The 13672-nt window shown below is 53.1% G+C and carries 10 protein-coding genes; 8 read left to right on the forward strand and 2 right to left on the reverse strand.

The genetic code is table 11. The features are described 5' to 3' along the window. Positions 1-33 precede the first annotated feature (33 nt). Positions 34-1281 carry an ABC transporter permease gene (locus FUA23_RS04920; protein WP_147929611.1) on the forward strand — a complete coding sequence of 416 codons (1248 nt, stop codon included), beginning with the start codon at positions 34-36 and terminating at the stop codon, positions 1279-1281. Between the two features lie 220 nt (positions 1282-1501). Here FUA23_RS04920 and panD read toward each other — a convergent pair whose 3' ends face one another. Together panD and panC are read right to left on the reverse strand one after the other, a co-directional pair. Beyond that, positions 1502-1846 (reverse strand): aspartate 1-decarboxylase, encoded by a 345-nt coding sequence (gene panD / locus FUA23_RS04925; protein ID WP_147929612.1) that lies wholly within the window; start codon positions 1844-1846, stop codon positions 1502-1504. Between the two features lie 83 nt (positions 1847-1929). Further along, positions 1930-2787, reverse strand: a complete 858-nt coding sequence (gene panC / locus FUA23_RS04930) for a pantoate--beta-alanine ligase (RefSeq protein WP_147929613.1) — start codon at positions 2785-2787, stop codon at positions 1930-1932. A gap of 354 nt (positions 2788-3141) precedes the next feature. On the opposite strand from panC, the gene FUA23_RS04935 reads away from it, so the two are divergent. The 7 genes from FUA23_RS04935 to FUA23_RS04965 all read left to right on the forward strand — a co-directional run bounded on the left by FUA23_RS04935 (position 3142) and on the right by FUA23_RS04965 (position 11949). Next, on the forward strand, positions 3142-3966 hold the full coding sequence (locus FUA23_RS04935) for a glycogen/starch synthase (RefSeq protein ID WP_147929614.1): 825 nt from the start codon (positions 3142-3144) through the stop codon (positions 3964-3966). 212 nt (positions 3967-4178) lie between these two features. Next, on the forward strand, positions 4179-5564 hold the full coding sequence (locus tag FUA23_RS04940) for a DUF4270 family protein (protein ID WP_147929615.1): 1386 nt from the start codon (positions 4179-4181) through the stop codon (positions 5562-5564). 328 nt (positions 5565-5892) lie between these two features. Then, positions 5893-7731: a glutamine--fructose-6-phosphate transaminase (isomerizing) gene (gene glmS / locus FUA23_RS04945; RefSeq protein WP_147929616.1), complete on the forward strand. Its 1839-nt coding sequence runs from the start codon at positions 5893-5895 to the stop codon at positions 7729-7731. Between the two features lie 168 nt (positions 7732-7899). Then, positions 7900-8589, forward strand: coding sequence for a DUF4290 domain-containing protein (locus FUA23_RS04950; protein WP_147929617.1), 690 nt, complete (start codon positions 7900-7902; stop codon positions 8587-8589). 247 nt (positions 8590-8836) lie between these two features. Continuing rightward, complete coding sequence (murA, locus tag FUA23_RS04955; protein ID WP_147929618.1) at positions 8837-10150, forward strand: UDP-N-acetylglucosamine 1-carboxyvinyltransferase; 1314 nt, start codon at positions 8837-8839, stop codon at positions 10148-10150. Positions 10151-10220: 70 nt separating this feature from the next. Continuing rightward, positions 10221-10535 carry a DUF4286 family protein gene (locus FUA23_RS04960; protein ID WP_147929619.1) on the forward strand — a complete coding sequence of 105 codons (315 nt, stop codon included), beginning with the start codon at positions 10221-10223 and terminating at the stop codon, positions 10533-10535. A 58-nt stretch (positions 10536-10593) separates the two neighbouring features. Then, positions 10594-11949, forward strand: coding sequence for a gluconate:H+ symporter (locus FUA23_RS04965; RefSeq protein WP_147929620.1), 1356 nt, complete (start codon positions 10594-10596; stop codon positions 11947-11949). Positions 11950-13672 lie beyond the last annotated feature (1723 nt).

Consider the following 13672-nt stretch of genomic DNA (forward strand, 5'->3'; position numbering starts at 1 on the left):
AAAAGACCGAGCAACCAATATACCTTCGGCCACATGGATCTAATGGAAAATTTCCGCGTCGCCTGGCGCAGTGTAATGGCAAATCTGCTCAGAGCCTTGCTCACTACCATGATTATTGCGGTGGGCATTATGGCCCTGGTCGGAATCCTGACAGCCATCGATGCCGCGATCTACTCGCTGTCGTCTAACCTCTCCAGTCTTGGAGCCAATACCATCGAAATAGAGCGGGTAAGTACTAACCTACAAGGTAGTGGCGGTGGCCGCCGCCGTGGTCCGCGTAAACAGTCTGACCCTTTCACCTACGATCAGGCCACGGAGTTTGCCGATCGGTACAACTACCCCGCCGAAGTGAGCATCAGTTTCGCCTGCACCGGCGCAACGGTAGTGAAATACGGAGACAGAGAAACCAACCCCAACGCTGCGATCTTCGCCATGAGCACCAATTATCTCGATGCCAAAGGCTTTGAAATATCTCAGGGGCGCAACTTCAGCTATACCGAAGTGGCCGAAGGCGGTAACATCTGCATCATCGGATCAGCCCTGGTGGAGGAACTCTTCAACGATAATCCCGAAAAGGCGATCGGACAAGAAATCACGGCAGGTTCACTCCGTCTAAGAGTAGTAGGTACACTGAAAAGTAAAGGATCGAGCATGGCCGGCAACCAGGACAAACGCGTACTGATTCCACTCCAGACCGGAAAGCGCTTTTACGGAAGCAGCCGTACGAATTACGCCATACTCATCGCTATTTCCGACCCAACCGGGGTGGAGGCAGCAATGGCCGAAGCGACCGTCACGATGCGTAACGTCCGGCGACTCCGCGCCGGAGAGGAGAACGATTTCGAAGTAGTCAACAGTTCCGATCTTGTATCGATCATCAAAGACAATACTGTCACCCTGCGCGCAGCAGCCGTAGCAATTGGCCTGATGACCCTGCTCGGTGCCGCCATCGGCCTGATGAACATCATGCTTGTAACAGTAACCGAGCGAACCCGCGAAATAGGTGTCCGTAAAGCACTCGGCGCAACGCGCCGAAACGTACTGCTGCAGTTCCTGATCGAAGCGATCGTTATCTGTCAGCTTGGTGGTATACTTGGCATCATCGGAGGGGTTGCCATCGGCAACCTGGTAGCTTACGCCACCGGCGGCGGCTTCATCGTCCCCTGGCTGTGGATCGGGCTCGCATTGGTTGTTTGTACTGTTGTAGGTCTTCTTTCCGGACTCTACCCTGCCATGCGGGCTGCAGCTCTTGACCCCATCGAGTCTTTGCGGTACGAATAGAATACTACCCCGCAGACGGAGATAGCCTTACATAAAGGTTACATCCCCGTAATCGGACATCTTCACGGTTGGCATAAAAACGCCCAAACCGGGCAAGGTTCAGAAAGTACTGGCTAAAATCAACATCGACTCTCTCAAAACCGTATGCTACCGGCCTTTGAGTGCTGTTCTCAGGGCGGGAGAACAACATTCGGTGCCGCCGGCAGCGGCACCGGGTGGGTTATATCTGGTTGTCATCGTCGGGGAACACCACCTTAGGCTCAAAAGCCAGGGCTTCCTCGGTGGTCATGTATCCGTAAGCAATAATGATCACGAGGTCTCCCGGCTGACAGCGGCGCGCAGCGGCGCCGTTAAGACAGATAATCCCCGAGCCTTCCTCTCCACGGATAGTGTAGGTCTCGATACGTTCACCATTATTGTTGTTAACAATCTGGACCTTCTCGCCCTCGATGATACCTGCTGCGTCAAGCAACTTACCGTCGATAGTGATGGAGCCCACGTAATTGAGGTTAGCCTCAGTAACTTTTACGCGGTGAATTTTTCCTTTGAAACGTTGAATCAGCATGATTACTTTGAATTGGGGCAATAAATAGTTGTGTTGACAACAATTAGACGACGGAAAGTCGCGAAAGGAACGTTATTATGGCGTTAAGAGTTGGATTGATTAACGATCCGGTTATCGATTAACCTGACCGGACCGCATTGAACTGCGGTTGCCACCACGAGCTCGCGCACATTATCTCCATCCAGGTAAGGCAGTAAAGTATCCCCGTCAAATATCTGAACATATTCGGGGTCTAAAAGATCATTCTGGCCAAGGCCACTAAGCGCGAGTTGCTCCAATACATCCACCGGCCAGCCGGCTCTGAGCCCTGCTGCTACGGCGGCCAGTTGCACGTTGATGGTTCCGGCCGCTACCCGTTCTTTCTTGTTGAGTCGCTTATTGCGGCTGCTGAGGGCCAGGCCGTCTTTGGCTCGTACCGTAGGGACGACAAGAATACTCACCGGAATATCCAGCCGTTGCACCATGGCCCGGATCACCGCCACTTGTTGGTAGTCTTTCTGCCCCAGTACCAGCGTGGTGGGCTGTACGATTTCGAGCAACCTGCTCACCACCTGAGCTACTCCATCGAAGTGGCCTGGTCGGTTGGCTCCCTCCATCGTTGCGGTCAGCGGGCCGAAGTCTATTCCTTCAGCCGCCGAATGCTCTGTTCCATTTGGGTAGATATCGTTGACGCCGGGCAGGTAGAGGTATTTACAGCCGTGCTTTTTGAGGAGCGCAGCGTCGGATTTGGGCGTACGCGGGTAAGTATCCAGATCCGTTTCATCGTTGAACTGGGTTGGATTAACAAAAATACTTGCCACCACGACATCGTGTGATTGGGCCGCAGCCTCAACCAGCGCCATGTGCCCGGCGTGCAGCGCGCCCATGGTGGGCACGTAAGCAATCGTTTTGTCTTTCGGCAGGGCCTTTTGCAGGGCCTTGGCTGTTTTGTAAGTACGCATGTTTTATGTATAAGGGCGAGGGCGCAGGTGCAGGGTAAAGTTTATTGATTGAAACTGCTCCGAAGGAGCGTAAACACTAGCCCCTGCGGCGCTTTGTTCCTTTGCTGCGCTGGGAAAGTAAAACGTTCGGAACGGTACTTTCAGTAACAATTCAGCGACTCTGCGATACCGTGGCTCAGCTCCAAAGGGCCGCGAAGATAGCCCGTGTGCATAATATTTCGTAAATTTGCAGCCAGCTTAGAGGCAGAGAGTAGATTCTCAGCCGCAAAACGACGGGCAATAACGGTTGCTTGTTATGATTTAGAAAAACCTCGGCGAGCCCCGTTGGCCGCCCAAATTGATACCGACAGCGATATGAGTAAACAGAAGGTGCTAATTGTCACCCAGGAGATGGATCCGTACACCGCGTTGAACGATATATCTACTACCGTAAGGGCCCTGGCCCCCCACCTGCAGAAAAACAAGATGGAAATCCGCGTGCTTATGCCGCGCTACGGCACCATCAATGAACGCCGCCATCGTCTGCACGAAGTTGTCCGCCTTTCAGGCATGAATATAATCGTTGATGATAACGATTACCCCCTCATCATCAAGGTTGCTTCACTGGCCGAGAAGAGCGTGCGTATGCAAGTATACTTCCTCGACAATGAGGACTTCTTCAAGCGCAAATTCGTTCACCACGACAAAGAAGGAAAGCCGTTCGACGATAACGCCGACCGGACTGCCTTTTTCTGCAAAGGCGTGATCGAGACTGTTAAGAAATTCGGCTGGCCACCAGACATCATCGCCTGTCACGGCTGGATGACAAGCCTCATCCCTTTCTACCTGCGGACGGCCTACAACACCGAGCCACTCTTCGAAAACAGCAAAATCGTCTACAGCCTTTACCAACAGGGAGCTGAAGACCACATTGACCCTGACTTCGCGATGAAGGCCAGCATCAACGCGCTCTCTGAAGAAGACCTCGCGCCCTTCATGAACGGCGACACCCCCGATCTGCACGCCGGAGCGATCAAGTACTCCGATGCCGTTATCAAAGGTTCTCCCGAGCTCAACGAACATAATACTGCGCTGATTTCCAACCTCGACATTCCTGTCCTCGATGTGCAAGGAGAAGAAGCACCAGCTGCTTCTCTGGAGTTCTACCATAGCCTTCTGGAAGAGGAAGTAGCAAAATAGTTTGGTACTTTTGTAGGAGCAGCAAGCCGCTGGCTTGCCAGCCCGACTACATCTTACCAACCATTGACACTCCTTCGGTGTCTCTTCCAACTGAACAAGTCCTTTTCTTCACCCGGAGAAAAGGACTTGTTTTAGTCTACACCTTTCTATTTACGTCCGGGCAACCATATCGATAGCGCCTTAGGACGACATTACTACATTTCCCCCGTCGAATGAAACAAATCATCTTTTACCTGTCCTGTACTGTCTTCTTCGTACTAACAGCTTGTACCGACCCTATTACTGTTGGCTCCGACCTGCTGGGCGATGACCGTGCCGTGCTCGGGCAAACCACAGATATTCCCTTCACAACCCGTGTTGTTGAAAACGACAGTCTGTTCACCTACGATGCTTTGAATTTTATCTGTATCTCCGGAATGTCTTTCGGTGAACTCCAGGACGATGTATTTGGAGCTACGAAACACAGTTTTTACGCAGTGCCCGCCCTTGTCCGCAGTTCAACCACCGGCTTGCCTGCACCTCCTCCCTTTGCCTATACAGCCCGGAACGTCGACTCTGTTGTGCTGATTATGCCCATCGATACGGCCTATGACTTTTACGGCACCGCCCGCGAGTTCAACTTCCGTGCCGGGTTGATCCCCACCCGGGTAGACGATGATGTAGACTACTACTCCAACCTGATGCTGGCCGACGGCGAAGACGTAAACGACGGCGATCTTATTACCGCCACCCGCACCGAAACCCTGCTGTACGATACGCTCTACGCTACCAACAACGATAGTATCGTAGCCTCACATATCCGTTTTAAGTTCGATCAGGAATTCCTTGATCAGGTTAACCTTCGGGACGAGGCAACCTTCGACTCTGACTCCGCTCTGGCGACTCTCTTAGCCGGGGTTTACCTTGAAACGGAGAATGATCCTGACGGTTTGTTGGGCCTTAAGCCGTTTTCGACCCTCTGTTCTTCCACTATATCCGGTTTCTATTTCTTTTACAAAGACACGTCAGAAACGATGACCGAGCGCTTCTACCGAATGCCGTTGGCGCTCGCGTTGCCACGGTACGAAAAAGACTATACTGGCAGCTTAGTCGGAAATCTCCTGGGAGATGGTGACGACTTAGAGCAAATTGCCCTTTCGGGGCAGGGTGGAGTAATGACCGAGATCACCTTCCCGGACCTTTCGATGCTGGAAGATAAAGTGATCAATCAGGCAGAAATGCTATTCTTCCGGGAAACGATAGAGGATTACAGTTACGAGACCTACCCTGGTCCTGCTTATGTGGCTTTATTCTACCGCAACGATGAAGGCAATCTGGTTCAGATCCTGGACCGACAACTTTTGGTAAACTCCGATTTCACTTCCGTTGTAAACAACTTCCTTGGTGGCAATGAACTGACCGACGATGACGGTAATGTTTTCTACCGCCCCCGCTTTTCGGTACACCTGCAGCAAATGGTCGAAGGAGAAGTACCTCCAACCATCTACATGCGTGTGTTCCCGGTAGACAGAGACCCGGGACGAGTCATCCTCTCCGGACCTGAGGCTGCAGAAAGGCCCGCAACCATTAAAGTTACCTTCACCGAGGTAGGTGGATAAACTCTCTATGAGGACCTTTTAGTGGTCCGTCAGGTCGACTATGTCATAATAGATGCTGGTGAATTTTGGTCGTTAGCGAGACGGAAAGGCGCCGCAGACAATGCGACAATAATTGCCTGACGGGGCACTAGTCGCCTACCAAAGGTACGAGGAAGTGTTACCCAGCCCTGACTCTGTCGTCACAAACGTACAGGTTCGATAGTCCTGATGACTTAAACACCGGAAAACTAAGTGAGCCTATCGTGCGTTATTAACCCAAATCCTAATTGAAAATCGGCGATTTTAGTATCTTTCCTGTCTCTCGTCGTATACTCACTAAGCTTTTAATATGTGTGGAATAGTAGGTTACATCGGTAAACGCCAGGCCGATGAACTAATTATAAAAGGGCTCGAGCGCCTCGAGTACCGCGGCTACGACAGTGCCGGTATCGCCATCATGAACGATACTCTTACGATTCATAAAAAAGCGGGAAAGGTTAAAGCTCTTCGCAAGCTTATCAAGGAAGAAGACACTTCGGGCACGTTGGGGATTGGCCATACACGTTGGGCTACCCACGGTGAACCGAACGACACGAATGCCCACCCACATACCGGTAACAGCGGCCGACTCGCCTTGGTCCACAACGGTATCATCGAGAATTATGCCGTACTCAAAAGCGCGTTGATTGCCGAAGGCCATTCTTTCTCCAGCGCAACCGATACTGAAGTACTGGTACACCTCATCGAGGAAATTCAGAAAGAAGGTAACCTCCCCCTCGAAGAGGCCGTACGACTGGCCCTCGGCCGGGTGGAAGGTGCCTACGCTATTGCGGTCATCGACCGCGACAACCCTGACGTTATGGTGGGTGCGCGTAAGCAAAGCCCCCTGGTGGTAGGTATTGGCGAAGGTGAATACTTCATCGGGTCCGATGCTTCGCCTTTCCTTGACTCGACCAAACGGGTAGTATACCTTGAGGACAACCAGATTGCAACCATCAGTCTGGCGAAAGGCCTCCAGCTAAAAAATACCGACAATGAGGATCAACCTCCTTTTATCCAGACGCTCGACATGCAGATCGAAGCTTTGGAGAAAGAAGGTTATGACCACTTCATGCTCAAAGAAATATACGAGCAACCAAGAACCATCCGTGATGCTATGCGTGGTCGCATCAGCAGCAAAGAAAGCCGGGTTGCACTGCGCGGCATGGAAGAGTTTGCCAATCGTTTTGTACGGGCCAACCGGATCATTATCGTTGCCTGTGGTACGAGCTACCACTCCGGCCTCATCGGGGAGTACCTCATCGAGGACCTCGCCCGTATTCCCGTCGAGGTTGAGTACGCCAGTGAGTTCCGCTACCGCAACCCCATCCTGAGCGAAGGAGACATCGTTATTGCCCTCAGCCAATCCGGCGAAACGGCCGATACACTGGCGGCGCTGGAACTGGCAAAAAAGAAAGGTGCCATGATCTACGGCATCGTGAATGCTGTAGGTTCAAGCATTGCCCGACTGACGGACGCAGGAAGCTACATCCACGCCGGTCCGGAAATCGGGGTAGCAAGTACCAAGGCCTTTACCGGCCAGGTAACTGTACTCACACTGCTGGCGCTCAGCCTTGCACGCAAACTGAGTACCATCAGCAATACTTACTTCCAGACGCTGGTTCGGGAGCTCGAACTGATCCCGGAAAAAGTGGAGGAAATCCTGAAGGAAAACGACCACATCAAGTACATTGCCGGTGAGGTAAAAGACCATCACAATGCACTTTACCTGGGCCGTGGCTACAACTTCCCCGTTGCGCTGGAAGGAGCACTGAAACTCAAAGAAATCAGCTACGTTCACGCCGAGGGTTACCCTGCAGCGGAGATGAAGCACGGCCCTATCGCCCTGATCGACGAGAATATGCCTGTTTACGTTACTGCAACCAATAAGTCTGCTTACGATAAGATCGTGAGCAACGTTCAGGAAGTAGTTGCCCGTAAAGGCCGCGTAATCGCCATCGTCAATAAAGGGGAGAAAGCCATTGCAGGAATTGCGGATCACGTGATCGAGATTCCGTCGACGGAAGAGCCGCTGACGCCGCTGCTGTCGGTCATTCCTATGCAATTGCTGAGCTACCACGTTGCTGTGGAGCTCGGGAAGAACGTTGATCAACCGAGAAACCTTGCTAAATCGGTTACCGTAGAGTAAGTCTGCTCTGGTTTGCTGCAGCACCTGCAGCAAACCAGATGCCGGCGTTCAATGCCGTGCGTTAAACTATCTTTGCACCTGCGGCCGCGCCCAACCGATCGGTATATCACCCCCGGAGCCATGTGGTAGCCCGACTTACTAAAAGACCAAAAGACTAAAGAAACAATTATGGAATGGGACATCGCCTACAACACTACTCAGGATGAACTGATCATCAGTGAATACGGACGCACCGTTCAGGTTTTGCTGCGCAAAGCCAACGCTATCGAAGACGATGCCGAGCGCCAGGCTTACGTGGAACGCGTCATCAAGTTAATGCTCCAGATGGAGCCGGGCATCAAAACCCAGGAAAACTATCAGGAGCGCCTCTGGAAGCACGCTTTCATCATCGCGGGCGAGCCGCTGAACGTTACTGTTCCCGAAGGCATCAGCCTGGAAGAGGAAAAAGAAGAACAAATTGAAGCCCTGCCTTACCCCGAACTCGGCAACCGGATGAAGCACTACGGACAAAACGTCCAGATGCTCATCAAGAAAGCAGCAGAGTTGGAAGAGGGCCCCGAACGCGACCATGCTACCTACATCGCGGCCTACTACATGAAGATAGCCCTGACCAGCTGGGCTTCCGGTCAGTTTGTCAACGAAGAGATGATCCGAAAGGATTTGTACGAGCTGAGTGGTAAAAAACTCGTTCTCGGCCCTGAAGTTAAGATCGCAGTCCCTGGCCCTAACCAGCCGGAGCAACACCCAACCGGTCGCAAAAAGAAGAAAAAGAAAAAGAACAACCGGCCCAACAACCAGAACAATCAGGGGGGAGGTAACCGCAGTAAAAACAGACGGAACAAGAACCGGCGTCGGTAGTTAGCACCATGTCCGTTTTTTCAAGGAGAGCCGCCCGTGAGCATTTTGCTTGCGGGCGGCTTTTCGTTTTCACTCCCGTACTTTGACAGCGAATTCTTGATTGACCGGAACGAATTATTGATGACACCAACAGCAAGAAGTCTCTCACCCCACCTTTACTCTACCAAAACAAAGAAAAATGCTGTTGCAAACTAAAAACAGAGAGCCAAAAATCGAGAATCAAAAATCGAACCCTACCTTCGCTCCCATGACGAATAACGGAACTTTCATCGTAGAAGGAGGCCACAAGCTTTCCGGCGAAATCATACCTCAGGGCGCAAAGAACGAAGCGCTGCAGATCATCTCCGCCACCCTGCTCACCGCAGAACCGGTACTGATTGAGAACCTGCCTGACATCCTCGACATCAATAAGATCATCGACCTCGTAGACGGGTTGGGGGCTAAAGTCGAGCGTCTCAGCCGTGAGAGCGTCCGGATCACTGCGAAGGATATCGACATTGATTACGTGCTGAGTGAGGACTACGTACGCGACGCACAGAAAATTCGTGGGTCGGTGATGCTCATTGCTCCGCTCCTCGGCCGTTACGGCCGGGCCAGTTTACCGAAACCCGGCGGCGACAAGATCGGTCGCAGGCGTTTGGATACCCACCTGTTGGGCCTCCAGGCTATGGGCGCTGATTTCCAGTACGACCCCAGTCGTCACATCTACACCTTCAATACCGACGGGTTGGTGGGCACCTACCTCCACATGGAGGAGATCAGTGTTACCGGTACGGCAAACGTAGTGATGGCCGCCGTGCTCGCAAAAGGAGAAACTACCATCTACAACGCAGCCTGCGAACCTTACCTGCAGCAACTTTGCAAAATGCTCGTGCGCATGGGCGCGAAGATCGAGGGCATCGGGTCCAACCTGCTCAAAATCCAGGGGGTTGAAACCCTCAACGGAACGGAGCACCGCATGCTGCCCGACATGATCGAGATCGGCTCTTTCATCGGTATGGCTGCTATGACGGGTTCCGATCTGACGATCAAAGATGTCCGCCTCGATCAACTGGGCCTCATCCCCGGCACCTTCCAACGGCTTGGCATCAAGATGAACTTCGTTAACGACGATATTCACATTCCAGCTCAGGACCATTACGAGATTGGCTCTTTCATCGAAGGAGGTTTGATGACGCTCTACGATGCACCATGGCCGGGTTTCACGCCCGACCTGATGAGCATCGCGCTCGTCACCGCCATCCAGGCCCGCGGTTCAGTACTCATCCATCAGAAGATGTTTGAAAGCCGGCTTTTCTTCGTCGATAAACTAATCGATATGGGGGCTCAGATTATCCTCTGTGATCCGCACCGCGCTACCGTGATTGGTCTTGACAAGCGGGCGCCGCTGCGCGGCATCTCGATGAGTTCGCCCGACATTCGTGCCGGAGTATCGCTGCTCATCGCCGCGATGTCTGCCGAAGGCACCAGCCGTATCGATAATATCCATCAGATCGACCGGGGCTACCAACGCATTGATGAGCGCCTGAATGCACTCGGGGCAAGCATCATCAGAGAGTAAAGGGATAAAGGTTTCGATACTATCAATTCACCTACCTCTGTTTCTTTCACCCTGATTTTATTCTTCTACAATGCTCATTTACAACGTAACCTCAAAAGTAAATGCCCGCCAACACTCAGCCTGGCTCAGTTGGATGGAACGTGCCTACCTGCCTGCCGTCATGGAATCCGGCACCGTAGAGAAGTACCACCTGACCCGTTTACTCGGTGTAGATGATACTGATGGCCCAACCTACGCACTGTTGATGACCTTCAAATCCCGTACGGTATTTGACAATTATCAGGAAAAGTATGCGCTGGGGCATCAGAAAGCGATCAAAGAAAAATGGGGCGAAGCAGTGCTCAGTTTCCCCAGTATTCTTGATGTAGTGCTGAAAGGAGAGTAATTGGGGGGTTAGTTCGTTGGTTCTTTGGTACATTGCTGCAACGATCTAAAGAACCATCATGCCCATACTAATTACGTTCATTGCAGTTCTCGCCCTTCTCGGGCTCATTATTGGCCTCAAATGGCACCCTTTCATTGCCCTTGTACTGGTTGCCATTGGTGCCGGGCTCGCGCTGGGGATGGGGCCTGAAGGCACTATGACTGCCGTAGGTAATGGCGTTGGTGGTACACTTGGCGGTTTGGCCATCATTCTTGGTCTGGGAGCTGTACTGGGCGGCGTTGTTGCCGAGACCGGTGCGGCGAAGGTGATTACCGATAAACTGGTGGCTGGCCGCGAAGGCATGTCGATCCTTTGGGGTTTGTGTCTGGTCGGTTTCCTGATCGGGATTCCGCTGTTCTACACCGTGGCTTTCGTGATGATGGCACCAATCATCATCAGCGCGGCGGAGAAAGCAAAGCTTCCGCTGGCGATGGTGGCCGTGGCAACGGTGGTATCGCTGTCGGTCACTCACGGTTTTCTACCACCGCACCCTGCTCCGATGCTCATCTCGAATACCTACGGAGCCGATATTGGTAAAGTGCTGATGTATGGTTTGATTCTGGGTGTTCCTTCGGTGATACTGGCCGGGCCGTTGCTGGCCCGAACCATGCGCAACATGCCCCATACCAAAGGAGCGCTGACCTTCAAAGAGACTGACCTACCTGATAAGCTACCAAGCTTTGGTGCTGCTGTATTTTGTGCTTTGCTGCCCGTTTTACTTTTGGCGGCGGGGACGCTGGTGCAGGGTCTCGTTGGAGGAGCAGAGGAAGTTGAGGTTGGGTCAGAAGCTATCCGCCAGGGTTTCTTCACCGATCTCGTTCAATCCGGACTGCTGACCGATGCGACGATTGCGTTGTTGATCGGTGTTCTGGTAGCGATGTTCGTACTCGGAGGGCAATCGGGTACGCCCGTCGCGAAGCTGATGGGCCGCGTAGGCAAACAGCTTGCCCCGATGGCGGCCGTTCTGCTCATCATCGCCGCCGGTGGCGCCTTCAAGCAGGTGCTGGTGGACAGCGGAACGAGCGATTACATCGTGCAGGTTCTGGAGGGCTTCAACGCCAACCCCATCCTCATTGCCTGGATGATCGCCGCGGCACTGCGCGTCACCCTGGGTTCGGCCACCGTGGCCGCCATCACGGCGGCGGGCATTGCCCTGCCCCTCGCCCAGTCTGGCGCAGCCAGCCCGGAACTCCTCGTGCTGGCTACCGGAGCCGGCAGTCTTACCCTCAGCCACGTAAACGATACCGGCTTCTGGCTCTTTAAAGAATACTTTGGGCTTACCGTTCCGCAAACCCTCCGTAGCTGGACGATGATGGAGACGGTGGTTTCGTTGGTAGGCTTGTTTGGGTGTCTGGGGCTTAGTTATGTGGTGTAGGGTTTCCGGACTTTTTCAAGTAAGCCACGTTAAACCGGATTTCACCCCGCTCTCGGTCTACAGTTCATTCTGGTGGGTAACTTTCCAGACGCTACAAGTCTAACGGTATTACTAGCATCACCACTACATTATCATTATTACTGGCTGGGAGCAGCGGCTAGTGCGGGGGTACCGAGAGGTGTAGTGCTTGCAGACAACTAATTCGCAATAAGTTTTGCCCTTTCCCACAGTGTGGGCTTGCTCCCTTCTCCTTCGGAGAAGGGCTGGGGATGAGGTTACGAGCAGTAGCGAGCAAAGCTGTTCAGCCACCCTCATAACTTCACATCCACAGACGGAATACTTTAGCACTACACCCCTCGTTACGATAGACGCCCCTCCGGGTCTGAGGGCTAACGGTTTGCCAGCATTATTACGACCTTATCATGGTTACTGGCTGGGCGGGCGGTTGGCACGGGGCCCGAGGGGTTATAGCGGACCTCCGGCCCGCACTACACCCCTCGTTACGATAGACGACCCTCCGGGTCTGAGGGCTAATGATTTGCCAACATCAACACCACGTTATCATGGTTACTGGCTGGAGCAGCGGCTAGCGCGGGGGTACCGAGAAGTGTAGTGCTTGCAGACAATTAATTCGCAATAAGTTTTGCCCTTGCCCACTGTGTGGGCTTGCTCCCTTCTCCTTCGGAGAAGGGCTGGGGATGAGGTTACGAGCGGTAGCGAGCAAAGCTGTTCAGCCACCCCCATAACTTCACATCCACAGACGGAATACTTTAGCACCACACCCCTCGTTACGATAGACGACCCTCCGGGTCTGAGGGCTAACGGTTTGCCAACATCAACACCACGTTATCATGATTACTGGCTGGGAGCAGCGGCTAGCGCGGGGAGGACCGAGAAGTGTAGTGCTTGCAGACAATTAATTCGCAATAAGTTTTGCCCTTGCCCACAGTGTGGGCTTGCTCCCTTCTCCTTCGGAGAAGGGCTGGGGATGAGGTTACGAGCAGTAGCGAGCAAAGCTGTTCAGCCACCCTCATAACTTCACATCCACAGACGGAATACTTTAGCACCACACCCCTCGTTACGATAGACGCCCCTCCGGGTCTGAGGGCTAACGGTTTGCCAGCATTATTACGACCTTATCATGGTTACTGGCTGGGCGGGCGGTTGGCACGGGGCCCGAGGGGTTATAGCGGACCTCCGGCCCGCACTACACCCCTCGTTACGATAGACGACCCTCCGGGTCTGAGGGCTAATGATTTGCCAACATCAACACCACGTTATCATGGTTACTGGCTGGAGCAGCGGCTAGCGCGGGGGTACCGAGAAGTGTAGTGCTTGCAGACAATTAATTCGCAATAAGTTTTGCCCTTGCCCACAGTGTGGGCTTGCTCCCTTCTCCTTCGGAGAAGGGCTGGGGATGAGGTTACGAGCAGTAGCGAGCAAAGCTGTTCAGCCACCCTCATAACTTCACATCCACAGACGGAATACTTTAGCACCACACCCCTCGTTACGATAGACGACCCTCCGGGTCTGAGGGCTAACGGTTTGCCAACATCAACACCACGTTATCATGATTACTGGCTGGGAGCAGCGGCTAGCGCGGGGAGGACCGAGAAGTGTAGTGCTTGCAGACAATTAATTCGCAATAAGTTTTGCCCTTGCCCACAGTGTGGGCTTGCTCCCTTCTCCTTCGGAGAAGGGCTGGGGATGAGGTTACGAGCAG

The organism is Neolewinella aurantiaca, from assembly GCF_008014675.1.
Lineage (GTDB): Bacteria > Bacteroidota > Bacteroidia > Chitinophagales > Saprospiraceae > Neolewinella > Neolewinella aurantiaca.